The following is a 25,609-nucleotide window of genomic DNA, read 5'->3' as shown; positions in this document are numbered from 1 at the left end:
TGGCCTGTCACCGGACCGGTGCGGCGGTCGTCATGGGCCCGCGAGCTTCGCCAGTGCGCGGAGGCCCTCCAGCACCTCGGCCGCCGTGGGCGCGTTCGCCGGATCGCTGAGGCTCTGGATCATCACGCCGCCCATCAGCGCCGTCTGCACCATGCCGAGCGTGCGCGCGGAGTGGTCGGAGACGGTCTCCTCCGGCACGCTCCGCAGGATCGCGGCCATGCCGCGCCAGCCTTCCGCGATGCCGCCGGCCACCCGGGTGCGCAGTTCGGGCTGCCGTTGGGCCTGCAGGAACAACTCCACCGTGGCCAGCCAGAGATCCGGATGGGCGGCGAACTGCTCGGTGAGCCCCTCCCACATGCGCTCGAAGGCGTGGGCCGCGTCGTCGCCGGCGTTGGGGGCGAGCGCGCGGCCGAGGCTGTCGCCCCATTCGTCCAGCAGGTCGAACAGCGCCTGGGTGAGCAGCGCCTCCCGGGATCGGTAGTGGTAGCCGATCGCGGCGGTGCTCACGCCTGCGGCGGTGGCGATGTCGCGGACGCTGGTGCGGTCGTAGCCCTTTTCACGCAGGCACCGCTTGGCGGCGGCGAGGAGGTCCTCACGGTTTCCCATGCGGGACACCGTACCAACGGATTGGCACAAACGTTTTGCGCGATCGTTTGACACGATCGTGCAAATCTGGCTACGGTCCTGCCATCACCTGATCACCAAGGAGACGGACATGATGAAAATGGGCCTCGCCGTCGCCCTGCTGGCCGCGTTCGCGGCGACCCCAACGGCGGCGGCGAGCAGGGCTGGCCCTGGCTGCGCGACGACCGCGGCCAGGCCGGCTGGCACGTGCGGTCGCTGACCTCCGGAGCCTGGAAGCGGGCCGACTTCGTCAAGGACCACCAGCACCGCTTCTGGAGCCGGGCTCACTTGGCCGGCCGGTAGACCAGGTACAGCACGCCGGTCGTGAACGTCTCGGACTTGATCAGCTCCAGAGGGACGGAGCCGTCGCCCTCGTCGAACAGGCGCTCACCCTTGCGGACGGCGATCGGGTGCACCAGCAGGTGCAGCTCGTCCAGCAGCCCCGCGGCCAGCAACTGGCGTACCACCGAGACCGAGGCGCTCACGGCGATGGTGCCGCCGGGCTCGTTCTTCACCGCGGTCACGGCCTCGACCAGGTCGCCCTTCATGAGCTCGGAGTTGCGCCAGGTGAACTCCAGCGGCCGGCGGGACACGACGATCTTCCGTGCGTCGCCGAGCGTCTTGGCGAAGCCGGCCTCCTCGCCGCCCTCGGCCTCCCGCTCCGGCCATGCTCCGGCGAAACTGTCATAGGTCTTGCGCCCCAGGAGCAGGGTGTCGGTCATCTGGCCGTCCACGGCCGCGCCCATCTCGTCGTTGAAGTACGGGAAATGCCACTCCGCCGGGTCCTGGACGACCCCGTCGAGTGAGATGAACAGGCTGGCGGCGATCTTCCTCATGATGTCTCTCCCGTCGTTTCGATGTGCTCGTATCCTGGCGGGCCCGTCTTACGGTTCGCTTAAGGTCTCCCTTACCAGGTCACCCGCAACGACATGAGCCGCCGGCCCGGCGAGAGCGGGTCGTAGGACAGGTCGTCGGTGACGAGCGCGAGCTTCGGGAAGCGCTCGAACAGTGACGTGAGCGCGACCCGCAGCTCAAGCCTCGTCAGGTGGGCGCCGAGGCAGAAATGGGTCCCGTGGCCGAGCGCGACGTGCGGGGCGGGCTCCTGCCGCGTGATGTCGAACCGGTGCGGCTCGGGGAAGACGGACGGGTCGCGGTTGGCCGCGGCGACGATGGGCATCACGGCGGCGCCCTTCGGGATGAGCACGCCCTCCAGCAGGACGTCCTCCGTCGTCACCCTGGGCAGCGCGGCGCTGCTGAGCCTGCTGTAGCGCAGGAGCTCCTCGATCGCCTGGGGCATGAGGCCGGGGTCGTCGCGGACCAGCGCGAGCTGGCCGGGGTCGCGCAGCAGCGTCACCGTGAAGTTGCCGAGCTGGTTGACCGTCGTCTCGTGGCCGGCGGTCAGGAGCACCTGCAGGTTCGACACCAGCTCGTCCGCCGTCAGATGGTGCTCGGCGTCGTTGACGCGGACGAGCTCCGCGATCAGCGCCTCGTCGGGTTCGCGGCGTTTGAGCTCGACGAGGTCACGCAGGTACGCCTGAATCGCCCGTTCCGCGGCCCTGATCTCCTCGATGGGCAGCACATTGGACGTCAGCGTGCGCGACCAGCTCTCGATCTGGGACCGGTCTTCGTAAGGGGCACCGAGCAGCTCGCAGATCACCATGACCGGGAGCGGGCCGGTGAAGTCCCGCACCAGGTCGGCGGGCGGTTCCAGCGGGTCGAGCAGGTCGTCGACGATGGCCTGGACCCGGGGCTGGAGCCGGTCCACCATGCGCGGGGTGAACGTCTGCGACATGAGTTTGCGGATGCGGGCGTGCCGGGGCGGGTCCATGCTCGTGATCACGAACGGGTTGGACGCGGACGGGATGTAGACCGGCCCGCCCGGCTTGATAGCCTCCTCGCGGCTGAAGCGGTTGTCGCTCAGCACCTGCCGTACGGCGTGGTAGCCGAGCGCGAGGTAGACCTCGTGCGGCCCCATCGTGGCCGGCACGACCGGCCCCCGCTCCAGCAGCCGCAGGGCTTCCTGGTCGGCTTCTTCCGTGGGTGGCGTGGTGAACGGGAAGATCGGTGGCACGGCGAACTCCTCACTGCCATTGCGTGCCGAGAAGGTCTTCAGCGTCCACCGCGCCGCCCTTCCTGGGAACCCCCAAGTCAGGAGCGCGGTCGGATTCGCCGCGCAGGACGCAGAACTCGTTGCCTTCGGGGTCGGCGAGGATGGCCCGCCCCGACCCGTCGAACGCCGGCCTTGCGGCCGACACCGGCTACGCCTCCACCTGCCGGAGGCAGCTCGCCCTGATGGCCGACAACAGGCAGGCGAAGTCCTCGTCGCGCACACTGCGGGCGTGCCGGTCGAAGCGGCCCGCCGCCTCGCCGGCCGCGAAGCCCAGCACCGCCGTACTGATCAGGCGCTCGGCGCGAGCGGCGGCGGCGGGGGAGAGGCCGGCCTCGACCAGGGCGGAGCAGACGGAGTCGCGGACCCGCAGGGCCTCGTCGGTGGCGGCGGGCCGCTGCAGCAGCAGCGGGAAGGCGGCCGGGTGGCGTAGCGCCGTGGCGCGGATCGCGTGGGCCAGCCGCTCCAGCCGCTCCTGCCAGGTCAGGCCGGCCGGGGGCAGGGGCGTCTCGGTCAGCAGCGCTTCCACCAGGGCGTCCAGCAGGGCCTCCTTGCCGCCGACGTGGCGATACAGCGCCATGGCGGTGACGCCGAGCCGGGTGGCCACGCTCGGCATGGTGACGGCGGCCAGGCCCTGGGTGTCGGCGATGGCCAGGGCGGCGGCCACGATGGCGGCTCGATCGATCTGCGCGGGGCGTCCCATGATGAGTAAGTATATAGAGTATATTTACTCATCGGCATCGAAGAGGCGGCCATGCGGATCCTGCTGTCAGACGGTTCGGGACTCACCTCCCGGCAGTGCGCCACCCTGCTGTCGCGGGCCGGTCACCACGTCGAGGTGCTCTCTCCCGACCCGATGTGCGTCTGCGCCTTCACCCGGCACGTCCGCCGCGTCCACCGGACACCCTTCTACGGCACCGACCCGTTCGGCTGGCTGCGCGCGGCCGTCGCCATCTACCGGAGCGGCGGCTTCGACGTGCTGCTGCCCACGCAGGAACAGGTGGCGGTGCTGTCCAAGTCCGCCGGCCTGCTGCGCGAGCAGGGAGTCGCCACCGCCGTGCCGCCGTTCGCCGCCCTGGCCCAGACGCAGGACAAGATCGCCGCGTACGCCCTCCTCGACCGGCTCGGCCTGCCGCAACCGCTCTCGGCCGTCATCACCGGCCCCTCCGGCTGGAGTGCCTTCCCCGCCTATCTCAAGACCCCGATCGGCACCGCCTCCGGCGGCGTACACCGCCTGAACGACGCCGCCGACCTGCACTGGCACGCCGGTCAGGCGACAGGCGCCCTGCTAGTGCAGCGCGAGGTGCCCGGCCGGCTGGCGATGATCCAGTCGGTGTTCGGCGCGGGCCAGCTACTCGCCTTCCACGCCTGCCTGCGAACGGGGGAGGGCGTCAGGGGCGGCGCCACCCACAAGCTGAGCGTCGACCTACCGGCCGTGCGCGACCACGTGTCGCGTCTGGGAGCCGAGCTCGCCTGGCACGGGGCGCTGTCGGCCGACGTCATCCTCGGCCCCGGCGGCCCGGTCTTCATCGACCTGAACCCGAGGCTGGTCGAGCCGGTCAACGCCCTGCTGTCCGGCGTGGACCTCGTCACCCCGCTGCTCGACCTCGCCCGCGGCCGTACACCCGCACCCCAGCCGCCCGGAGCCGCGGGCGTGGCCACCCACCAACTCCTGCCGGCCATCCTGGGCGCCGCCCAGCGCACGAAATCCTGCCGGGGCGTGCTCGGCGAGCTGGGAGCGGCCCTCAGCAAGCGACACCTGTACGCGGGCAGCAGGGAGGAGCTCACACCGGCCGGCCGCGATCCGCGCAGCCGTCTGCTGCTGGCGTTCGCCACGGGCGCGACCCTCGTCCGTCCCGCCGCCTGGCAGTGGTTCGCCTCCGGCAGCGTGACCGCGTACGCGCTCAGCCCTGAGGGCTGGCAGCACATCCTGCACCATCGAACGTGAGGCGTCAGCCGGCCGGTGGCGCGATGGACCCGCGGGTGCGCAGGGGCATGGGCACCCGGTGCACCTCGCCCAGCCGATCGGGATCCGGGTGGTCGCCGTTCATCTGGGCGAACAGCACGTCGACGGCCTTGCGGCCGAGCTCGTAGTGCGGCAGTGCCACGGTCGTCAGCCCCGGCCTGATCCATGAGGCGATGGGGTGGTCGTCGAAGGAGACGACGGACACGTCGCCCGGAACGCCGAGCCCGGCATCGTCGAGTGCCTGGTAGGCGCCCATGGCGATCCGGTCGTTGAAGCAGATCAGCGCCCGCGGGCGCGCGGTCCGCAGGAGGTCCCGCGTCGCGGCGAGGCCGTGTTCCGGCTGCCAGTCGGGGCAGGTACGACCGCCCGCCACCTTGACGCCCGCCTCACCGAGCGCCTCCCGGATGCCGACGAGCCGTTCCACCGCCGCGACGCTCTCCCGGGTCACGTCGCGCACGCGCGGGCCCTCGCCGATCAGGTAGATGCCCTCGCGGTGGCCGGCGTCGAGCAGGACACGGGCCGCGCGGCGGCCGGCCTCGACCTCGTCGGGGAGGACGGAGGGCAGGGGGGTGGGCTGTTCGGGCAGCGCGTTGAGCAGGACGGCGGAGGCGGCCGTGATGGACTTGGGCACCTTGATGGTCCTGGTGAACATCGAGGCGAGGATGAGCCCGTCCACCTGGCGGTCGTGCATGGCCTGCAGCAGGAGGCGTTCGAGCTCGGCGTCACCTTCCGTCTCGCCGATGAACAGCATGAAGCCACGCTCGCGGGCGGCCTCCAGCGCACCCTTGATCATGTCGCCGGCCAGGCGCGAGGTGGCGACCGTGTCGGAGACGAAGCCGATCGTCTGGGAGGTGCCCTTACGCAGGCCCACGGAGACGATGTTGGGCCGGTACTGCAACTCGTCGGCGGCCCGTACGACACGCTGCTCGACATCCTGAGAGATCCGCAACTCGCGCCCCCGGCCCGACAGCACCAGTGAGGCGGTCGGGCGGGAGACGCCCGCGGCTTTGGCCACATCGGCCAGCGTGACCCGTCGTGGGCTCACCCAGGACCTCCGATCGTCAAGAGTCGGTTGCGGGGGTTGACATCGTACGACGCGCGTGGTGACACTATCGGGCGCTAACCCGATTTAGCAACGGACATCAGCCCGGCGCCGAATGTCCTGGCAGCAGAGGAGACGCAACATGGCTCGTCGAGTTCGCCCCGGCAGTGCCGGAGCCGCGCTGGTGATCGCCATGGGGACGCTGGCCGCCGCCTGCGCGGCTCCCGGCAGCGACAGCCCGCGGCCCGCGGCCACCACCGCGTCAGCGCGGTCCGCCGCACCCGAGTGCGGTACGGCCCCGATCACGATGAGCGGCTACTTCGAGACCGGTTTCCCGCTGCCCAAGGCGCTGACCACCGAGTTCACCAAGCAGCACCCGAACGTCACCTGGAACATCCGCGAGGACCAGTTCGCGATCATCACGCAGAACGCCCCGCGCGTCCTGGCGGACAACCCGCCCGACCTGATGCGCCTGCCCCAGGTCTCCGAGCTGGTCAAGGACAACCTGCTGAAGAACCTCGACGGCTACGCCACGTCCTTCGGCTGGGACAAGTGGCCGGCCTCGCAGCTCGAACAGCTCCGCCTCGGCCCCGGCGGACGGCCGCGCGGAGAGGGATCGCTGTACGCCCTGGGGCTCAACTTCAGCATGACCGGCGTCTTCTACAACAAGAAGCTCGCCACCCAGATCGGGATGTCCGCACCGCCCGCCACGCTGCCGGAGCTCGACGCCGCGCTGGCCAAGGCCAAGAGCGCGGGCGTCACCCCGATCGTGCAGTTCAACGGCGGCGCCACCGGCGGGCTGGCGTTCCCGCTGCAGAACCTCATGGCCTCCTACGGCCCGGCCGCACCGATCAACGACTGGATCTTCCAGAAGCCCGGCGCCACCATCGACACCCCATCGAATGCGCGGGCCGCCCAGCACCTGGAGAAGTGGATCAAGGCGGGCTACTTCCAGAAGGACGTGAACGCGGTCGACTACGCGACGATGATGAGCCGCTTCATCGACGGCCAGGGCCTGTTCATGTTCAACGGCGACTGGGAGTCGGGCAACCTCGACAAGCAGATGCCGGGCAACGTCGGCTTCACGCTGATGCCACCAGCCCAGCAGGGCGGCAAGCGGGCCGCCATGTCGGCGCCCCTCACCTTCGGCATCGCCGCGAACGCGAAGAACGCCGGCTGCGCCGCCTTCTTCCTCAACTGGGTGGCCACCGACAAGCGGGCCCGCGAGATCGGCGTCGAGGTCGGCGGATCACGCCCGATGGGTCCCGCCGACGCGTACATGCCCGAGGTGGCCGCGGACAAGGTCACCGCGAGCACCCTCGCCGCCGGAGCGGACATCGCCAAGGACAACGGCGCGATGGACTTCATCGCCAACGCCACCGGCGCCATCTACGCCAAGAGCTGGACCCCGAACCTGCAGAAGCTGGTGGCCGGGGAGCAGACACCGCAAGGACTGCTGAAAGCGGTCCAGGACGGCTACGCCGGCCAGCTCGAAGGGAACTGAGCGCGGTCATGACCCGCTCCCCGCGCCGCGGCCTGGCCGGCTGGCTGTTCATCATCCCCGCGCTCGCCTTCTACGCGGTCTTCGTCCTGCGCCCGATCGCCTTGACGTTCCAGTACTCGCTGTACGAGTGGGACGGCATCGGCCCGTCCACCTGGGCCGGGGCGGCCAACTACGGCAAGGTCTTCACCGACCCCGACCTGTTCGACTCGCTGGTGAACGCCTTCAAGCTGATCGTCTTCTTCAGCGCGATGCCGGTCGTGCTCGGCCTGGCGATCGCCGCCACGATCAGGCGCATCGCCCAGAGCCGGCTCGCCCTCGTGGCGCGCACCGTGCTGTTCCTGCCGCAGGTCATCCCGCTGGTCGCGGCCGGCATCGCGTGGAGCTGGCTGCTGGCCTCCACCGGGGTGATCAACCAGCTCCTCTCGCTCGTCGGCCTCGGCGGCGTGACCCGCGCCTGGCTGGGCGACTTCGCCACCGCCCTGCCGGCGGTCGGCATGATCGGCGCATGGGTGCTGCTCGGCCTCTGCACGCTGCTGCTCCTGGCCGGCATGAGCAAGATCGACCCGGCACTGTACGAGGCCGCCCGCCTCGACGGCGCCGGGCCGTGGCGGGAGTTCCTCTCCATCACGGTCCCCAGCCTGCGCCAGGAGATCGCGGTCTGCGTCACCGTGACCGTGATCGCGGCCCTGGCGAGCTTCGACATCATCTACATCTCCACCCAGGGCGGCCCCGGCAACACGACCATGGTGCCCGGCCTGCAGATCTTCTACCTGGCCTTCTCCGAACGGGAGGTGGGGACGGCCTCGGCCCTGGCCATGGTCCTCATGCTCCTCGTGATCGCCTGCGCCCTTCCCATCCAGTGGTTCGCAAAGGACGGCAACCGATGATCCTCGCCGGGCGAGAGGCATGGACCGGCAGGCTGCTGCTCGTCGTCATGATGGCGGTCACGCTCCTGCCGTTCCTCAGCCTGTTCGTCACCGCCCTGCACCCCTCCGGGACCTACCCGGCCGGACTCGCCTGGCCCGGCGACCCGCAGTGGGGCAACTTCCCGCGGGCCTTCGAGGCGGCGAAGATGGGCGAGCTGCTGAAGTCGAGTTTCCTCATCGTGCTGGGCGTGGTCCCGATCTCGATCCTGCTCGGTACGATGGCCGGCTTCGCCATCGGCCACCTGCGCGTGATCGGCGGCCGCGCGGTCTTCCTGCTGTTCGTCCTCGGCCTGACCCTGCCCTTCGAGGGCATCATCACGCCGCTGTACTACCAGGTCCGCGACATGGGGCTGCTGAACACGCGCTGGGCGATCATCCTGCCGCTCATCGGCCTGTTCATGCCGTTCTCCGTCTTCTGGATGCGCGCGCACTTCATCAACATGCCGGGAGAACTGTCCGAAAGCGCACGGATGGACGGCGCCAACGTGTGGCAGTTGTTCCGCCGCATCCACGTCCCTCTGGCCATGCCGGCGATCTCGTCCCTGGGCATCCTGCTGTTCCTGTGGACCTGGAACCAGTTCCTGCTGGCGATCGTCCTCGTCGACGACCCGGCCGAACGCACGATGTCCGGCGCGCTGGGCGCCTTCCAGGGCCAGTGGGGGACCGACATCCCGCTGCTGTGCGCCGGATCGCTGCTGATCCTGACACCCACGCTGGCGATCTTCCTCATCTTCCAGCGTCACTTCGTCAAGGCCCTGCTCCAGGGCTCCCTGAAAGGCTGACGGCGTGAACAGTGGCCGACCGGCCCTCTGGACCAGCCGGCACCTCGACCGGCTCATCGAGACCCCCGCGACCACCGCGCCCGTCTTCGACCCCACGGCCCTGCCCCGGATCCTGCCGGACCACGATCTCTGGGACCTGTGGCCCGTCCAGGAGGAGGACGGCTCGACCTCCCTGATCGACGGCCACGAGATGTGGATGGCGCTGTCGGCGCCCGCCCTCGGCCACCCGGAAGGGCGCCACGACCAGGCCAGGATCCGGCTGCTCGCCAGGAACGGCGACAGGTGGAAAGACCTCGGGAACGCCTTCGCCGACGGGGCCTCGCCCGGCAGCCGCGAGTGGTCGGGATCGGCGATCCGCCGGCCCGGCGGCACGGTGTCGGTGTACTACACGGCCGCCGGCCGGCGAGGCGAAGCACGGCCCACGTTCCGGCAGAGCGTCATCGAGGCGCGTCTCGATGACGCTCCGCATCGGGAGATCCTCCGCTCCGACGGCCGGACGTACCTGCCGGCCGAGGAGGTCGACGGGTCACCGGGGAACATCAGGGCCTTCCGCGATCCCGGCTGGTTCCGCGACCCCGCCGACGGGCGCGACCACCTGCTCATCGCCGCGTCCACCGCCTGGGGCGACCGCTTCACCGGCGCCATCGCGGTGGCCGGGCGACGGGCCGGCGCCTGGTCGCTGCTCCCGCCGCTCATCGTGGCCGAGGGCGTCAACCGGGAGCTGGAACGGCCGCACGTCGTCGTCCACCGGTCGTGGTACTACCTCTTCTTCAGCACCCAGCGGCACTCGTTCCACCCGGCCGATCGCGCGCCCACCGGCCTCTACGGCTTCGCCGCGCCCGGCCTGACCGGACCGTACGAGCCGCTCAACGGCTCCGGGCTCGTGATCCAGAACCCTGCCGCCGAACCCGACCAGGCCTACGCGTGGCTGGTGCTGCCCGACCTGCACGTGGCCGGCTTCGCGAACTACCGATCACGGCAGGGCGGAGATCTCCGGCACGCGGAAGCCACGGAGGCCCGAGCCCATTTCGGCGGCACCATCGCGCCCATGCTCAAGCTCACTCTGAACGGGACGACCACGTCCGTCGCCCCAGCCCAGGAATTTTGATCACCCGTGACGTCGGCGGGGTGCGCGCCGACCTTCTCGCGCTCCACCCGTGCCACATGAGCACGTAGCAAGCGACATGGATCACGGTGAACGGCACACGCCATTATCGGCCCTCGCCGCCCGGCCGATGTGTCGCGTACAGATCGCGTCAAGAATCAGGCCCCGCTCATATGGAAGCCGTCAAGAAGGGCTAAACGGGTCAATCTCGGAGTTTTCCTTGGTCATATACCGCTCATCCCGGGCGGTAGGCACAAGTTCCGGAATTGAGGAGCAGGGATGGCAGACGTCATCTTCGTCGCCCTGACGATCGCGATCTTCGTGATCTTCGGGTACGTCGTGAAGGCGGTGGAGCGCCTGTGAGCGCGATCAATGCCACCGGCCTCGTCGTGGTCGTGGCACTGGTGATCTTCATCGTGGCGGCGCTGCTGTTCCCGGAGCGTTTCTGATGACCGCGGGCCTGATCTTCATCGGATCCCTGATCGCCGTCCTGGCCCTGGTGCACAAGCCGTTCGGCGACTACATGTACCGGGTCTACACCTCGGCGAAGCACAACGTGGCCGAGCGCGGCATCTACCGGTTGCTCGGGGTGCGCGCCGACGCCGAGCAGAGCTGGGGCGTCTACGCGCGCGCTCTGCTGGCGTTCTCGCTGGTCTCGGTCCTGGTCGTGTACGGCATCCAGCGCCTGCAGGACAAGCTGCCGCTGAGCGTGGGCATGGCGCCGGTCACCGACCACATCGCCTGGAACACCGCGATCAGCTTCGTCACCAACACCAACTGGCAGGCGTACTCGGGCGAGTCCACGATGGGCCATCTGACCCAGATGGCGGCGCTCGCGGTGCAGAACTTCGTGTCGGCCGCGGTCGGCATGGCCGTGGCGATCGCCCTGGTACGCGGCTTCGCCCGCCGCAGGTCCGAGACGATCGGCAACTTCTGGGTGGACCTGGTCCGTGGCACGATCCGCATCCTGCTGCCGATCGCGTTCGTCGGCGCGCTGATCCTGGTGGCCGGAGGGCTGATCCAGAACTTCGTCGGCCCGCACGAGGTGACCACGCTGACCGGCGGCACCCAGGCGATCACCGGCGGCCCGGTCGCCTCCCAGGAGGCCATCAAGGAGCTGGGCACCAACGGCGGCGGCTTCTACAACGCCAACTCCGCCCACCCCTTCGAGAACGCCACGAGCTGGACGAACTGGTTCGAGATCCTGCTGATCCTGGTGATCCCGTTCGCCCTGCCGCGTACGTTCGGCCGGATGGTCGGCCAGGTCCGGCAGGGGTACGCCATCCTCGCCGTGATGGGCGTCCTCGCCCTGGCGAGCGTGCTGCTCACCAACGTGTTCGAACTGGCGGCCGGCGGAACCGTGCCGCAGGCGGTCGGCGCGGCCATGGAGGGCAAGGAGGTGCGCTTCGGCGTCGCGAACTCCGCCACGTTCGGCGCGGCCACGACGCTCACTTCGACGGGCGCGGTGAACTCCTTCCACGACTCCTACACGCCGTTCGGCGGCATGATGACGCTGTTCGACATGATGCTCGGCGAGGTCGCGCCGGGCGGGGTCGGCGCCGGGCTCTACGGCATGCTGATCCTGGCCGTGATCACGGTGTTCGTGGCGGGCCTGATGGTCGGCCGTACCCCCGAATATCTCGGCAAGCGGATCGGCGCCCGCGAGATCAAGCTGGCCTCGCTGTACTTCCTGGTCACCCCGACGCTGGTGCTGATCGGCACGGCGTTCGCGATGGGCTCGGCCGAGCAGCGGGCGAGCATGCTCAACGCCGGCCCGCACGGCCTGTCCGAGGTTCTCTACGCCTTCACCAGCGCCTCCAACAACAACGGCTCCGCCTTCGCCGGCCTGACGGTCAACACCCCCTGGTACGACGTCGCGCTCGGCCTGTGCATGGTCTTCGGCCGGTTCCTGCCGATCATCCTGGTGCTGGCCCTGGCCGGCTCGCTGGCCCGGCAGTCGCCCGTACCCGAGGGCGCGGGCACGCTGCCGACCCACCGGCCGCAGTTCGTCGGCCTGGTCGTCGGCGTCACGATCATCCTGGTCGCCCTCACCTTCCTCCCGGCGCTCGCGCTCGGCCCCATCGCAGAAGGACTGTCCTGACATGTCGACCCCCACGCTGGAGAAGCGGGGCGCCCTGTTCGACCCGCGGCAGATGGTCCGCTCGCTGCCGGACGCGTTGAAGAAGCTCAACCCGGCCACGCTGTGGCGCAACCCGGTGATGTTCATCGTGGAGATCGGCGCGGTGTTCACCACCGTGCTGGCGGTCCTCGACCCGTCGTTCTTCGCCTGGGCCATCGTCGTGTGGCTGTGGCTGACCACGATCTTCGCCAACCTGGCCGAGGCCGTCGCCGAAGGACGCGGCAAGGCCCAGGCCGCCACCTTGCGCAAGGCCAAGACCGACACCATGGCCCGCCGTCTGGTCGGCTCCGCCGAGGAGGCGGTGCCCGCCGTCGAGCTGCGGCAGGGCGACCTCGTCGTGGTCGAGGCCGGTGAGACCATCCCGGGCGACGGCGACGTGATCGAGGGCATCGCCTCGGTGGACGAGTCGGCCATCACCGGCGAGTCCGCCCCGGTGATCCGCGAGTCCGGCGGCGACCGGTCGGCCGTGACCGGCGGCACCAAGGTGCTCTCCGACAAGATCATCGTCCGGATCACGCAGAAGCCCGGCGAGAGCTTCATCGACCGCATGATCGCCCTGGTCGAGGGCGCGAACCGGCAGAAGACCCCCAACGAGATCGCCCTCAACATCCTGCTGGCCGCCCTGACGATCATCTTCCTGGTCGCCACCGCCACCATGCAGCCCCTCGCGATCTACTCGAAGTCCATCAACCCCGGCGTACCGGACTCGCTCGCGCTCAGCGCCGACGGCGTGACCGGCGTCGTGCTGGTGTCCCTGCTGGTCTGCCTGATCCCGACCACGATCGGCGCGCTGCTGTCGGCCATCGGCATCGCCGGCATGGACCGCCTGGTCCAGCGCAACGTCCTGGCCATGTCCGGGCGGGCCGTCGAGGCCGCGGGCGACGTGTCCACGCTGCTGCTGGACAAGACCGGCACGATCACGCTGGGCAACCGGCAGGCGGCCGAGTTCGTCCCGGTGGACGGGATCGATGAGCGGGAGCTGGCCGAGGCGGCGCAGCTGTCCAGCCTCGCCGACGAGACCCCCGAGGGCCGCTCGATCGTGGTGTTCGCCAAGGAACGCCACGGCCTGCGCGAACGCGAGATCCACGGCGCCGAGTGGGTGCCGTTCACCGCGCAGACCCGCATGTCCGGCGTGAACTTCGCGGGCCGGCAGGTCCGCAAGGGCGCCGCCACCGCGGTCATGAAATGGGTACGCGACCACGGCGGCCACCCCACCGACCAGATCGGGCACATCGTGGACGGCATCTCGGCCTCCGGCGGCACCCCGCTGGTGGTGGCCGAACAGGGCCGCGTGCTGGGCGTGATCCACCTCAAGGACGTCGTCAAGCAGGGCATGCGCGAACGGTTCGACGAGATGCGCCGCATGGGCATCCGTACCGTCATGATCACCGGCGACAACCCGCTGACCGCCAAGGCCATCGCCGACGAGGCCGGGGTGGACGACTTCCTGGCCGAGGCCACCCCCGAGGACAAGCTCGCGCTGATCAAGAAGGAGCAGGAGGGCGGCCGCCTGGTCGCGATGACCGGCGACGGCACCAACGACGCGCCCGCCCTGGCCCAATCGGACGTCGGCGTCGCCATGAACACCGGCACGAGCGCCGCCAAAGAGGCCGGGAACATGGTCGACCTCGACTCCAACCCGACCAAGCTCATCGAGATCGTCGAGATCGGCAAGCAACTGCTGATCACGCGCGGGGCCCTGACCACGTTCTCGATCGCGAACGACATCGCGAAATACTTCGCGATCATCCCGGCCATGTTCGCGGCGGTCTACCCGGGCCTGGACGCGCTCAACATCATGCGCCTGGCCAGCCCGCAGTCGGCGATCCTGTCGGCGGTCGTCTTCAACGCCCTGGTCATCGTCGCGCTGATCCCGCTGGCCCTGCGCGGGGTCCGTTACCGCCCGTCCAGCGCCTCCAAACTGCTCTCCCGCAACCTGTACGTCTACGGCCTGGGCGGGATCGTCGTCCCGTTCGCCGGCATCAAGCTCATCGACCTGCTGATCCAGTTCCTTCCGGGGATGTCGTAATGGACCGTCTGCCCAGCTGGCTCCGCCAGCACCTCGCCGCGATCCGCGCGGTCGCCGTACTGACCGTGCTGCTCGGCCTGATCTACCCCCTGGCCGCCACCGGCGTCGCCCAGGCGCTCTTCGACCACCAGGCCAACGGCTCCATGGTCAAGGGCGGCAGCGCGCTCATCGGCCAATCCTTCACCGACCGGGACGGCAACCCCGTCAGGAAGTACTTCCAGTCCAGGCCGTCGGCCGCCGGTGACGGCTACGACCCCACCTCGACCGGCGCGAGCAACCTCGGCCCCGAGGACGTCATCGACACACCCGACAGGAAGTCGCTGCTCACCCAGGTGTGCGCCCGCTCCAAGGCGGTCGGGGAACTGGAGGGCGTCAGCGGCGCCCGCCCGTACTGCACGCCCGACGGGGTGGGCGCGGTGCTCAAGGTCTTTCCCGACCGCGTCGTCAGCGTGAACCAGGCCTGCCCCGCCGCCCCCTTCGTGACCACCTACCAGGGGCTGAAGGTGGAGTGCGCGAAGCCGGGCGAGGACTACGCGGCCGGCCGCACCGTCCCCGTGCGCGGCGACGCCACCGCGAAGGTCCCCGCCGACGCGGTCACCGCGAGCGGTTCCGGCCTCGACCCGCACATCTCCGTCGCCTACGCCGAGCTGCAGGCGCCACGGGTGGCGAAGGAGCGCGGCCTCACCCTCGACCGGGTCAAGGCGCTGATCGGCGAGCACACCACCGGCCGGGCGCTCGGCTTCATGGGCGAGCCCGCGGTGAACGTGCTCGAACTCAACCTGGCCCTCGACGGAGCCTGACGTGCGAGGGCGGCTGCGGGTCTACCTCGGGGCGGCGCCCGGGGTGGGCAAGACGTACGCGATGCTCGGCGAGGGCCGCCGCGCGATCGAACGCGGCCGGGACGTGGTCGTGGGGTTCGTCGAGACCCACGGCCGCCCCCGCACCGCCGCCCTGCTGGACGGCCTGGAGGTGATCCCGCGCAAGACCATCGTCTACCGGGGCGCCACCTTCACCGAACTGGACACCGACGCGGTCATCGCGCGGGCGCCGAAGGTGGCGCTGATCGACGAGCTGGCCCACACCAACGTGCCCGGCTCGAAGAACGTCAAGCGCTGGCAGGACATCGACGCCATCCTCGACGCCGGCATCGACGTCGTCTCCACGGTCAACATCCAGCACCTGGAGTCGGTCAACGACGTCGTCCAGGAGATCACCGGCGTGCCGCAGCGCGAGACCGTACCCGACGAGGTGGTCCGCCGCGCCGACCAGGTCGAGCTGGTCGACATGGCGCCCGAGGCGCTGCGCCGCCGGATGGCGCACGGCAACGTCTACGCGCCCGCGAAGGTGGACGCGGCGCTGTCGAACTACTTCCGCGTCGGCAACCTGACCGCGCTGCGCGAGCTGGCGCTGTTGTGGGTGGCGGGCAAGGTCGACGACCAGCTCGACCGCTACCGCGCCGACCACGGCATCGCCACCACCTGGGAGGCCCGCGAACGCGTGGTGGTCGCGCTGACCGGCGGCCCCGAGGGCGACACCCTGGTGCGCCGGGCCGCCCGCATCGCGGCCCGCACCAAGGGCGCCGACCTGCTCGCCGTCCACGTGACCAGCGCCGACGGGCTGGCCGGGGCCGACCCGGCCAGCCTGGCCCGCCAGCGCACCCTGGTCGAGGACATGGGCGGCAGCTACCACCAGGTCTCCGGCGACGACATCCCGCGCGCGCTGCTCGACTTCGCCCGCGGCGTCAACGCCACCCAGCTCGTCCTCGGCGCCTCCCGGCGCGGCCGGTTCGCGCAGCTCTTCTCGCGCGGCGTCGGCGTGGAGACGACCGCCCGGTCCGGCTCCATCGACGTCCACATGATCACCCACGCCGAGGCCAGGAAAGGGCGGCGCCGCCCGGCCCTCTCGCGGGCCGCGCTCACCCGCAAGCGGCGGCTGACCGGCTGGGCGCTGGCCCTGGCCGGGATGCCGCTGGTGACGTCGCTGCTGTGGTCGTTCCAGGGCGTGGTGTCGCTGCCCAGCGAGATCCTGTTCTTCCTCAGCCTGACCGTCGCCGTGGCGCTGGTCGGCGGCATGTGGCCGGCCATCACCACTGCGGTCGGCGGCTCACTCCTGCTCAACTGGTACTTCACACCGCCGGTCGGCGAGTTCACCATCAACGACCCGGAGAACCTCTTCGCGCTGGGCGTGTTCGTGCTGGTGGCGGCCGCGGTGAGCACCATCGTGGACATCGCCGCCCGCCGCACCCGCGAGGCCGCCCGGGCGAGCGCCGACGCCGAGCTGCTGTCCACCCTGGCCGGGCACGTGCTGCGCGGCCAGGCCGCCGTGTCGTCGCTGCTGGACCGCACGCGCGAGACGTTCGGCCTGACCTCGGTCACCCTGCTGGAACGACGGCCCGAGGCGGCCCGCACGCCGGACGTGCGGGCCGATCCCGGCGCCTGGCGGATCGTGGCCACCTCCGGCGGCGCCCCCGCCACCTGCCCCGGCCGGTCCGACACCGACGTGGTCATCGACGACGACCTGATCCTGGCCGCCAAGGGCGGCCTGCTGGAGGCCGCCGACCGCACCGTGCTGGAGGCGTTCGCCGCCGAGGCCGCCGTCGCCCTGCGGCAGGAACGCCTGCAGGAGGCGGCCGAGCTGGCCCGCCCGCTGGCCGCGGCCGACCGCATGCGCACCGCGCTGCTCGCCGCCGTCAGCCACGACCTGCGCACCCCGCTCGCCTCCGCCAAGGCCGCCGTCGAGAGCCTGGCCGGCACCGACGTCGCCTGGAGCGAGCACGACCGCGCCGAACTGCTGGCCACCGCCGCCGAGTCCCTGGACAAACTTGACCGCCTGGTGGCGAACCTGCTCGACATGAGCCGCCTGCAGGCCGGCGTCCTCGGCGCCACCCCGGTGCCGATCGCCCTGGAAGAGATCATCCCGCGCGCCATCGACGACCTCGGGCCGCTCCGCGACCGCGTCGAAGGCGACATCTCCGTCGAACTCCCCGAGATCCTCGCCGACCCGGCCCTGCTGGAGCGGGTCCTGGTGAACGTCATGGCCAACGCCGTCCGCTACAGCCCGCCGGATCACACGGTGCTGATCACCGCCAGCCGGCACGGCGAGCGCGTGGAGATCCGGATCATGGACCGCGGCCCCGGCATCCCGCCCGAGGCGCACGACCGGGTCTTCCAGCCGTTCCAGCGGCTCGGCGACCGCGACAACCACTCCGGCGTCGGCCTCGGCCTGGCGCTGTCCCGCGGCCTGACCGAGGCGATGGGCGGCACCCTCGTACCCGAAGAGACCCCAGGAGGAGGACTCACCATGATCCTCACGCTGCCCATGGCGGGCACGTCGTGACGCGCGTCCTCATCGGCGTCGAGCTGGTGGTCCGCCCAGACGTGGCTTTCGGGAAGCAGGTCGATGATCGAGACGGTACGGAGCCCGTCACCCGCGCCGACGATGGTGTCCAGGGAGCCGGAGACCGGCGGTGCGCACGGCCCCGGGCCACGATCAGTCGAGCACTTCGAGCAGGTGGGCCGCGTACGCGCGCGGGTGGGTCGTGTCACCGTCGTGCCCCCCGGGGAACTCGGTGAGGTCTCTGCCGAGCAGGGCCGCCAGCTCGACGGCGCACCGGTAGGCGAAGGCGGTGCGCGGCGTCGCCCGGCCGTGCGCGGGCACGATGCGGACCGTCGTGTCCCGCAGCGCCGCGTGGTCGACGGTGTCACGGCTCAGCGCGGTGAAGTCGTGCTCGATGAGGAAGCCGAAATTGACCACCCGCCGCGGCGTCAGCGGCTGCGGCGTCAGGCCGGATTCCGCGCCCGCGTGGGACAGGTCGACGCCGGCCGATCTGGCGACGGCCTTGAGCGCGGCCGCCACGCCGTCCCGCCGGTGGATCTCCTGGATCTCGGCCAGCTCGCGCTCGTAGCCCAGGCGCTCTTCGCCGGGCAGCAGCGACGGCGCGGCCGGCTCATGGGCGACGAGCAGACCGACCTGCGCCGGGTGACCGATCGCCAGGTGCAGCCCGATGACCGCGCCGATGCCGCTGCCGAGCACGCGTACAGGCTGATCGGTGAGCTCGGTCAGCAGGTGGTGGAGATCGTCGGCGTGCTCCGTCACCGTGACACCGGCCACCCGCCCGTCCATGGCGCTGCGCGACAGTCCGCGCCGGTCGTAGGTGACCACGGTGTAGTCGTCGGCGAGCCGGTCGACGAGGTCGACGCTGCGCCCGGCGTCGCCCTCACCGCTCTGGGAGATCACCAGGATCGGTCCACTGCCACGCTTTTCGTAATAAATGCTCATTGAGCGTACGACGCTAGGCTATGTCCCTGCAGGTCCGAATCAGTAACAAGACTGGCGTTGGCCCATCAGTAAGGAGATCCGTTGCTCCACGGACGCGAGGCCGAGCGCGCGGTCATCGACCAGTTGCTCCTCCAGGCCGGCGCCGGGCGCAGCGGAGCCGTCGTGGTCCGCGGCGAGGCGGGCATCGGCAAGAGCGCGCTGCTGAACTACGCGGAGAACGCCGCCACCGACATGCGGATCCTGCGCGGCGTGGGCGTGGAGACCGAGGCCGGGCTGGCCTTCGCCGGGTTGCACCTGCTGCTCGGCTCGTTCGCCGACCGGCTCACCGCCCTGCCGCCGCTGCAGGCGGCTGCGCTGCGCGGGATGTTCGGGCTGACCGACGCCCGGCCCGCCGAGCGGTTCATGGTCGGGCTCGCCACCCTGTCGCTGCTCAGCGAGCTGGCCGAGGACCGGCCGCTGCTGTGCGTGATCGACGACGCGCAGTGGCTGGACCAGGCGTCCGCGGACGCGCTGCTGTTCGCCAGCAGACGCCTCGACGCGGAAGGCATCGCGATGATCTTCGCGGTCCGCGACGGCGTGCCGTTCAGCGCGCCCGGCCTGCGCGACCTGCGGCTGCACGGCCTTTCCGGTACGGCCAGCGCCGCCCTGCTGGCCGAGCACTCGGCGGGCCTGGCGCCACACGTACGCGACCAGATCCTGGACGAAGCCCAGGGCAACCCCCTCGCCCTGCTCGAACTGCCGGGCGCGCTGACCCCGGCGCAGCGGGCGGGCGAGCTGCCCGTCGAGGCCTTCCAGATGGGCGGCCAGCAGTTGTCCGGCCGGTTGGAGGAGCAGTTCGCCCAGCGGGTGCGCGCGCTGCCCGCCGGGTCGCGGCTGCTGGTGCTGATCGCCGCCGCGGAGGAGAGCGGCGGGCTGGACGTGGTCCTGGCCGCGGGGGAGTTCCTCGGGATCGGGCTCGACGACCTTGAGCCGGTGGAGGTGAGCGGCCTGATCGGGTTCGTGGACGGCCGCCTCACCTTCCGCCATCCTCTGGTGCGGTCGGCCGCGTACCGGGAGGCGACGGTCACCAGGCGGCTCGCCGTACATCGGGCTCTGGCCAACGTGCACGGCGCGCGCGGCGATCTGGATCGCCGCACCTGGCACCTGAGCGCCGCCGCGCTCGGCCCCGACGAGGACCTCGCGACCGACCTGGAGCGCATCGCGGAGGAGGCCTCCGTACGCGGTGGGCACACCGCCGTCTCCGTCGCCTACCAGCGCGCCGCGAAGCTCACCGCCGACCCGGAACGGCGGGCGGAGCGGCTGGCCCGCGCCGCCGAGGCCGCGGCGGACGCCGGTCAGACCCAGCTCGCCACCGCCCTGGACGAGCAGACCGTCGCCTCCACCAGCCGGCCGGGCGCCCTGGCGCGCCTGGCCAGGATGCGGATCACCATCGCCCAGGAGCAGGAACACGGCGCGCAGGCCGTGGAGCTGGCTCAGGTGGCCGGCCGGATCGCCGAGGAGGCGCCCGGCGAGGCCGCGTTCCTGTTCCTCAACGCCGTCGCCTCCGTGTGGTCGGAAGGCGACCTGCCCGCCATCACCGACCTGGCCGCGCGCACCTCGGCGCAGTCGGCCGATCCCCTTCTGGCCGGCGTGACGGCCGCGATCGCGCAGTTGGCCGACGACGATACCGCGCCCCTGCTCGGACTCGCCGACACGGTGAAGGGCGATCTGGAGCGCGGTCCGCGAGAGCGGCTGATCTTGCACTCGTGGCTGCTCTGGGTGGCCGATGTCGAGGCGGCTCACGACGACGCCGTCGCCATCGTGCGGGACTGCCGCGCCCAGGGCGCCATCGGCGTGCTCCCGAAGGCGTTGCTCTATCTGGGCCGTGCCCAGCTGATCCTCGGGCGGTATCGGGACGTGGCGGTCACCGCGTCAGAAGGGCTGCAGATCGCCCAGGACACGGCGCGAACCCACTACGGCAGGCACCTGGCCGGGCTGCTGGCCTGCCTGGCGGCGATCCAGGGCGACGAGGCGCGATGCGACGAGCTCACCGACGACATCCTGCGCCACGGCATCACGGAGAGCGGGACCGAGTGCCTGGACGCCCGTGATCTCCTCGACCTCAGCGTGGGCCGCTACGACGACATCCTGAAGAGGGTGCAGTGGAGCGCGGAGGAGGCCTCGGGCAGCCTGTTCGCCATGAACCGCACCTACGCCCACCACGCGAGTTACGTCGAGGCGGCCGTCCGCGCCGGGCAGCCCGACCTGGCCGCCGAGCCGTGCGCGCGCCTGGCCGCGTGGGCGCGGATGGCGGAGCAGCCGTGGATCACCGCCATCGCCCTGCGCTGCCAGGCGCTCCTCGCCGAGGGTGAGGCGGCTGAGCGGCTGTTCGCGCAGGCCGTACAGCTGCACGGGCTCAGCGTGGTGCCCTTCGAGCAGGCCAGGACGGAGCTGCTCTACGGCGAACATCTGCGGCGCGGCCGCCGCCGCGCCGAGTCCCGCCCGCACTTCCGCGCCGCGCTGGACATCTTCCTCCGCCTGGGCGCCACCCTCTGGGCCGAGCGGGCGTCGTCCGAGCTGCGGGCCACCGGCGAGACCCCGCCGGCCCGCGAGCAGACGCTTGACTTACTGGCGCAGCTCACCCCGCAAGAACTGCAGGTCGTACGGCTGGCCGCCGCGGGCATGAGCAACCGCGACATCGCCGCGCAGATGTTCCTGAGCCCTCGTACCGTCAGTCATCACCTGTACAAGGCGTATCCCAAGCTCGGAGTGGCCTCCCGCCACGAACTCGCCCGCATGGATCTTCGGTAACGCGACAGATTCGGCCCACCTGGCCCACTGCCTAGCGTTCTCGGCATGGCGAACCACGAACACAACAGCAAGGGTTTCACCGCGACGGGGCTGCGCCGGGTGCGCGACCTGCTGGCCCGGCACGTCGAGTCGAAGAAGATCCCCGGCCTGGTCGCGCTGATCAGCCGGGGCGATGAGACGCACGTCGAGGTGATGGGCACGATGCGCCGCGAGGGCGGCGCGCCGATGCGGCGGGACACGATCTTCCGGATGGCCTCCACCTCCAAGCCGCTGTCGATGGCGGCGGCGATGGTGCTGCTGGACGAGTGCCGGCTGCGGCTGGACGACCCGGTGGACGGATGGCTGCCGGAGCTGGCCGACCGCAAGGTGCTCAAGCGGATCGACGGCCCGCTGGACGACACCGTGCCGGCCCGGCGGCCGATCACCGTACGGGACGTGCTGACCTGCACCTTCGGGCTCGGCATGGACTTCACCGCGCTGGGCACCCCGATCATGGGCGCGGTCTTCGAGCAGAACCTCACCCCCGCCGGCGCCGAACCGCAGCCCGAGCCGGACGAATGGATGCGCCGCCTGGGCGCGCTGCCGCTGATGCACCAGCCCGGCGAGCAGTGGCAGTACCACATCGGCAACGACCTGCTCGGCGTGCTGGTCGCCCGGGTCAGCGGCCAGCCGTTCGAGACGTTCCTGCGCGAGCGCATTCTGGACCCGCTCGGCATGAAGGACACCGGCTTCCACGTGCCCGCCGGCAAACTCGACCGGCTGCCGCCGCTGTACGCCCCCGACCCGCAGACCGGCGAATACCTCATCTGGGACGAGGCCGAAGGCGGCCGGCACAGCGCGCCCCCGGCCTTCCAGTCAGGCGGCGGCGGAATGTCCTCCACCGCCGACGACTACCACGCCTACTTCCGGATGCTGCTCAACGGCGGCACCCACCAGGGCCGGCGGATCCTGTCCCGGCCCGCCGTCGAGCTGATGACCACCAACCGGCTCACTCCCGAACAAGCGGCCGCCAGGCACGCCCTGGCCGTCAACAACGTGCACATCTCCTTCGGCCAGGGCCAGCACGGCGGCTGGGGCCTGGGCATGGCGGTGCGCACCTACGTGGGCGACTACGCGCCCCTGGGCCAGTTCGGCTGGGACGGCGGCAGCGGCACCTCCACCTACGCCGACCCCGCCAACGGACTCGTCGGCATCCTGCTCACCCAGGTCGGCACCTCCGTGCCCGACCCGGTGCACCTCATCAACGACTTCTGGACCACGCTCTACCAGGCCCTCGACAACTAACACGCTTTCGAAGGAGCACACCATCATGACGATTACCTTCACCGACCAGGACAAGACCACCCTGCGCACCGCCGCCTGGGGCGCCATCTCGCTGATGGCCGCCGCCGACGCCGCCGGCAAGCCGCACAAGGCCGCCACCGAGGGCTCCATCGCCCTGGCTTCGGCCACCGGCCCGGTCGGGCACGTGCTCGCCGAATACCCCAAGGACATGAAACTCGACAACGCGTCCGTGGCCGCGATCGCCGACCAGGTCCTGCCGGCCCTGACCGCGTCCATGGGCCTGCTCAAGCGGCAGGACCCGGCGGAAGCCGACAACTTCCGCCGCACCGTCCTGGTCGCCATCGAAGCGGCCACCCGCCCCCACCAGGGCCCGCCCAGCCCGACCCTGGCCGACATGACCCGCAAGATCACCGAAGCCCTCGACGCCGCCTGACCCCTGGCGGGGTACTGCTGTGGGACGCCGTGGTCGGTGCCGGCGTCGGGCAACTCGTCGCTCCAGCGGACCCGGGCCAGGTCGTCCAGGTCCGCCTGCGGGATGTCGATGCGGAATTCGCGGATCTCGGTCATGTCGTGAACCCTCCCGTGCCATCAGGACGGTTCCGCTCCTCATGGCCGGGGAATCTTGAGAAGGCGTCTTCGATCCCGCGAGCCTAGAAGCCCCTGGCATGTGGTCTCTCAACGGCTGCGGCAGGGCGCCGGTTGCCGGCCAAGTGGCGCCACTGACGGTTCGGTTACTGCCATCGCGGCCACACGTCATGATCCCGCTTCGCGGGATCACCGCGAGCACGCCAGGAGCGCGGGTGGCTCAACAAGTAGGGAGCGGGCCCCCGGTGTGGTCGTAGTAGCTGTTCATGAACCCCTCGTGCCCGTTGCCGTGGTTGAAAGCCCACGCCCAAGTCACTCCTCCGGCACGCACGGAGCACATGAAGGCAATGTCGTTGCCGACGTACGCCTGACCCTGGTTGCAATGGGTGGCCGGACATTGATACATCGGCTGATCCCTAAGGACCCGGCCCCCGTGCGGCACGGTGGAACATGGCTGGGATGACCTGGGGGAGCCGGCTCCCAGGTTCGGTTCCGGGATGAATCCGGTATGGCCGTTGGCTCGATTGAAGACCAGGTCCCAGAAATGCCCGCCACTCGCCGTATAACAGACGTTCGCCAGGTCGTTGCCCGGATAGGCCTGGCCCTGGTTGCAGTAGGTGGCCGGACACTGGTACAGCGGCTGAGGGCTGCTCACCCAGGAGCCGACGCCGATCCCAGCGCGTGCGGGCGATGCCAGGCAGAACATCATGGCCAGTGCCACCATGACCACGATTGCCGGCCGACGAAGCTCGATCATCAAACTAACCTCCCGATGAAGACGCCTACCTGACAATGGCGCCCTAGGTGAAGTTGCCGGCGTTCACCGCTTCTCCGCATGATTGTCTAGTAATCCGAAGTCGACTCCAGGGCAATCACAGGACATTTTGCGGTTTTCATCAGCCAGACGTTGAAGCGCATACTCCTGCGGCTGCTCTCCCTTCTGCAAACCTCACGCGACTGGACCGGCGCCGGACTCTCCGAGCGTCTCGGGATGAGCGGGCGGACCGTCGCGGCTGCGGCGCCGGGTCAGCACGCTCTGCACACCGGTGCGGACACGGTCGAGACACTCGGCGTCCACCTGGGCCTGCTCGGCTCGGAATTCGACGTCACCGGGCCGCCGGAACTCCTCGCGCACCTGCGCCGTCTCGCCGGCCGGTACCCGAGCGACCGCCGGCTGAGGCCGTGCGACCATGGGGGCTGTGTGCGCCCGCCCGCTGAGAGGCTGCCATGACCGCTGAAGCGACCCGCGACGTGATCCCGTTCCGGGAGGCCGTGCGGGCGTGGTTCGGCATCTCGCTGCAGACGTTCGGCGGCCCGGCCGGGCAGATAGCCGTCATGCAGCGCACCCTGGTGGAGGAGAAGCGCTGGATCGGCCAGCAGCGTTTCAACCACGCCCTCAACTACTGCATGCTGCTGCCCGGACCCGAAGCCCAGCAGTTGGCCATCTACGTGGGCTGGCTGCTGAACGGCACCCGTGGCGGGCTGGTCGCCGGCACGTTGTTCGTGCTGCCCGGCATGCTCGCGCTGCTCGCCCTGTCGGCCGTCTACATCGTGTGGCAGGACACCGGTGTGGTGACCGCCTTGTTCGCCGGGATCGCCCCGGCGGTGCTGGCGATCGTCGCCCAGGCCGTCATCCGGGTCGCCAGGCGCTCGCTGACCCACCCGCTGTTCGTTGCCGTCGCGGTGGCCGCCTTCGGCGCGCTGGCGCTGTTCGGGGTGCCGTTCCCGATCGTGATCGCCGTCGCCGCGCTCATCGGCTGGACGGCGCACCGGCTGGCCCCGCAGGTCCTCACGAAGAGCGACGGGCACGGCGGCGACGGCGGCCCGGCCCCGCTGATCCCCGACGACGCGCTGCACCACGCCCAGCCCAGCCGGCGGTCGGCGATCAAGATCCTCGCCGTCGGGCTGGCCGTCTGGTGGCTGCCGGTGGCCGCGGTGGCGCTGTTCCTCGGCACGGACAGCGTGTTCACCACCCAGGGGTTGTTCTTCTCCGGCACGGCGGTGGTCACCTTCGGCGGCGCGTACGCGGTGCTGGCGTTCGTCGCCCAGCGGGCCGTGGAGGTCTACGGCTGGCTGAGCCCGGGGGAGATGGTGCGCGGCCTGGCGCTGGCCGAGAGCACGCCGGGCCCGCTCATCATGGTGGTGCAGTTCGTCGCCTTCCTCGGTGCCTACCGCGACCCCGGACTGCTGACGCCGTGGGGCGGCGCGCTGCTGGGAGCGTTGCTGACCACGTGGGTGACGTTCGTGCCGTGCTTCCTGTTCATCTTTCTCGGCGCCCCGTACGTCGAAAAGCTGCGGCACAACGCGGCCATCAGCGCGGCGCTGACCGGCATCACCGCCTCGGTGGTGGGCGTCATCGCCAACCTGGCGCTCTACTTCGCCGAGCACACCCTGTTCGGGCGCACCTTCACCTGGACGTGGGGCCCCTTCAACCTCCCGCTCCCCGA

At 70.7% G+C, this 25,609-nt stretch carries 22 protein-coding genes and 2 pseudogenes; 16 read left to right on the top strand and 8 right to left on the bottom strand.

Translation table 11 applies throughout. The features are described 5' to 3' along the window. Positions 1–30: 30 nt before the first annotated feature. Complete coding sequence (locus C4V41_RS29850; protein ID WP_103959300.1) at positions 31–606, bottom strand: TetR/AcrR family transcriptional regulator; 576 nt, start codon at positions 604–606, stop codon at positions 31–33. 109 nt (positions 607–715) lie between these two features. Here C4V41_RS29850 and C4V41_RS65420 point away from each other — a divergent pair, with 109 nt between their 5' ends. After that, positions 716–844, top strand: a complete 129-nt coding sequence (locus C4V41_RS65420) for a hypothetical protein (protein ID WP_268808685.1) — start codon at positions 716–718, stop codon at positions 842–844. 64 nt (positions 845–908) lie between these two features. On the opposite strand, the gene C4V41_RS29845 is transcribed toward C4V41_RS65420, so the two are convergent. The 4 genes and pseudogenes from C4V41_RS29845 to C4V41_RS29830 all read right to left on the bottom strand — a co-directional run bounded on the left by C4V41_RS29845 (position 909) and on the right by C4V41_RS29830 (position 3,434). Then, entirely contained in the window at positions 909–1,460 is a 552-nt protein-coding gene (locus C4V41_RS29845; protein ID WP_200824312.1) for a dihydrofolate reductase family protein, read from the bottom strand. Between the two features lie 71 nt (positions 1,461–1,531). Continuing rightward, positions 1,532–2,695, bottom strand: coding sequence for a cytochrome P450 (locus tag C4V41_RS29840; protein ID WP_200824311.1), 1,164 nt, complete (start codon positions 2,693–2,695; stop codon positions 1,532–1,534). A gap of 82 nt (positions 2,696–2,777) precedes the next feature. Then, positions 2,778–2,855, bottom strand: a pseudogene (locus C4V41_RS29835) (VOC family protein); the annotation flags it as partial. Between the two features lie 27 nt (positions 2,856–2,882). Further along, positions 2,883–3,434, bottom strand: coding sequence for a TetR/AcrR family transcriptional regulator C-terminal domain-containing protein (locus tag C4V41_RS29830; protein ID WP_103959298.1), 552 nt, complete (start codon positions 3,432–3,434; stop codon positions 2,883–2,885). Between the two features lie 51 nt (positions 3,435–3,485). Here C4V41_RS29830 and C4V41_RS29825 point away from each other — a divergent pair, with 51 nt between their 5' ends. After that, positions 3,486–4,679, top strand: a complete 1,194-nt coding sequence (locus tag C4V41_RS29825) for an ATP-grasp domain-containing protein (protein WP_103959297.1) — start codon at positions 3,486–3,488, stop codon at positions 4,677–4,679. Between the two features lie 4 nt (positions 4,680–4,683). Here C4V41_RS29825 and C4V41_RS29820 read toward each other — a convergent pair whose 3' ends face one another. Further along, complete coding sequence (locus tag C4V41_RS29820) at positions 4,684–5,742, bottom strand: LacI family DNA-binding transcriptional regulator (protein ID WP_103959296.1); 1,059 nt, start codon at positions 5,740–5,742, stop codon at positions 4,684–4,686. 139 nt (positions 5,743–5,881) lie between these two features. Between C4V41_RS29820 and C4V41_RS29815 the strand changes: the two genes are divergently transcribed. The 9 genes from C4V41_RS29815 (at position 5,882) to C4V41_RS29770 (ending at position 17,561) form a co-directional block, all read left to right on the top strand. Further along, positions 5,882–7,243, top strand: coding sequence for an ABC transporter substrate-binding protein (locus tag C4V41_RS29815; protein ID WP_103959295.1), 1,362 nt, complete (start codon positions 5,882–5,884; stop codon positions 7,241–7,243). A gap of 8 nt (positions 7,244–7,251) precedes the next feature. Further along, positions 7,252–8,130 (top strand): carbohydrate ABC transporter permease, encoded by an 879-nt coding sequence (locus C4V41_RS29810; protein WP_103959294.1) that lies wholly within the window; start codon positions 7,252–7,254, stop codon positions 8,128–8,130. Further along, the gene (locus C4V41_RS29805; RefSeq protein WP_103959293.1) at positions 8,127–8,951 is read left to right on the top strand and encodes a carbohydrate ABC transporter permease; all 825 of its coding nucleotides are present in this window, start codon (positions 8,127–8,129) and stop codon (positions 8,949–8,951) included. Before C4V41_RS29810 ends, C4V41_RS29805 begins: the two co-directional genes overlap by 4 nt. Before the next feature lie 4 nt (positions 8,952–8,955). Next, positions 8,956–10,059 (top strand): glycoside hydrolase family 68 protein, encoded by a 1,104-nt coding sequence (locus tag C4V41_RS29800; RefSeq protein WP_200824310.1) that lies wholly within the window; start codon positions 8,956–8,958, stop codon positions 10,057–10,059. A gap of 356 nt (positions 10,060–10,415) precedes the next feature. Continuing rightward, positions 10,416–10,505: a K(+)-transporting ATPase subunit F gene (gene kdpF / locus C4V41_RS29790; RefSeq protein WP_103959291.1), complete on the top strand. Its 90-nt coding sequence runs from the start codon at positions 10,416–10,418 to the stop codon at positions 10,503–10,505. Next, complete coding sequence (gene kdpA, locus C4V41_RS29785; protein WP_103959290.1) at positions 10,505–12,157, top strand: potassium-transporting ATPase subunit KdpA; 1,653 nt, start codon at positions 10,505–10,507, stop codon at positions 12,155–12,157. The genes kdpF and kdpA overlap by 1 nt, the downstream gene beginning before the upstream one ends. A 1-nt stretch (position 12,158) precedes the next feature. Beyond that, the gene (gene kdpB, locus C4V41_RS29780; protein ID WP_103959289.1) at positions 12,159–14,225 is read left to right on the top strand and encodes a potassium-transporting ATPase subunit KdpB; all 2,067 of its coding nucleotides are present in this window, start codon (positions 12,159–12,161) and stop codon (positions 14,223–14,225) included. After that, the gene (locus C4V41_RS29775) at positions 14,225–15,025 is read left to right on the top strand and encodes a potassium-transporting ATPase subunit C (RefSeq protein WP_103959288.1); all 801 of its coding nucleotides are present in this window, start codon (positions 14,225–14,227) and stop codon (positions 15,023–15,025) included. Before kdpB ends, C4V41_RS29775 begins: the two co-directional genes overlap by 1 nt. Positions 15,026–15,086: 61 nt before the next feature. After that, a complete protein-coding gene (locus C4V41_RS29770; protein ID WP_235030479.1) occupies positions 15,087–17,561 on the top strand; it encodes an ATP-binding protein in 2,475 nt (824 codons plus the stop codon). Between the two features lie 153 nt (positions 17,562–17,714). On the opposite strand, the gene C4V41_RS29760 is transcribed toward C4V41_RS29770, so the two are convergent. Next, complete coding sequence (locus tag C4V41_RS29760) at positions 17,715–18,503, bottom strand: alpha/beta fold hydrolase (protein WP_103959286.1); 789 nt, start codon at positions 18,501–18,503, stop codon at positions 17,715–17,717. An 81-nt stretch (positions 18,504–18,584) separates the two neighbouring features. Between C4V41_RS29760 and C4V41_RS29755 the strand changes: the two genes are divergently transcribed. From C4V41_RS29755 to C4V41_RS29745, 3 genes are read left to right on the top strand one after another with little or no spacing between them, the layout of a single operon-like run. After that, on the top strand, positions 18,585–21,293 hold the full coding sequence (locus C4V41_RS29755; RefSeq protein WP_103959285.1) for a helix-turn-helix transcriptional regulator: 2,709 nt from the start codon (positions 18,585–18,587) through the stop codon (positions 21,291–21,293). A 45-nt stretch (positions 21,294–21,338) separates the two neighbouring features. After that, the gene (locus C4V41_RS29750) at positions 21,339–22,577 is read left to right on the top strand and encodes a serine hydrolase domain-containing protein (RefSeq protein WP_103959284.1); all 1,239 of its coding nucleotides are present in this window, start codon (positions 21,339–21,341) and stop codon (positions 22,575–22,577) included. A gap of 25 nt (positions 22,578–22,602) precedes the next feature. After that, positions 22,603–23,010 carry a hypothetical protein gene (locus tag C4V41_RS29745; RefSeq protein WP_103959283.1) on the top strand — a complete coding sequence of 136 codons (408 nt, stop codon included), beginning with the start codon at positions 22,603–22,605 and terminating at the stop codon, positions 23,008–23,010. 372 nt (positions 23,011–23,382) lie between these two features. Here the strand turns inward: C4V41_RS29745 and C4V41_RS60900 are convergent, their stop codons facing one another. Further along, a complete protein-coding gene (locus tag C4V41_RS60900) occupies positions 23,383–23,919 on the bottom strand; it encodes a hypothetical protein (protein ID WP_146103825.1) in 537 nt (178 codons plus the stop codon). A gap of 150 nt (positions 23,920–24,069) precedes the next feature. On the opposite strand from C4V41_RS60900, the pseudogene C4V41_RS64420 reads away from it, so the two are divergent. Continuing rightward, positions 24,070–24,171 (top strand): annotated as a pseudogene (locus tag C4V41_RS64420) (DNA-binding transcriptional regulator); the annotation flags it as partial. Positions 24,172–24,389: 218 nt separating this feature from the next. Further along, the coding region (gene chrA / locus C4V41_RS29725) for a chromate efflux transporter (protein WP_103959282.1) at positions 24,390–25,609 on the top strand (1,220 nt) is incomplete at its 3' end.

Source organism: Nonomuraea solani (assembly GCF_900108335.1).
In the GTDB taxonomy this organism is placed as follows: Bacteria; Actinomycetota; Actinomycetes; order Streptosporangiales; family Streptosporangiaceae; genus Nonomuraea; species Nonomuraea solani.
This window is presented reverse-complemented; position numbering and strand designations above follow the sequence as displayed.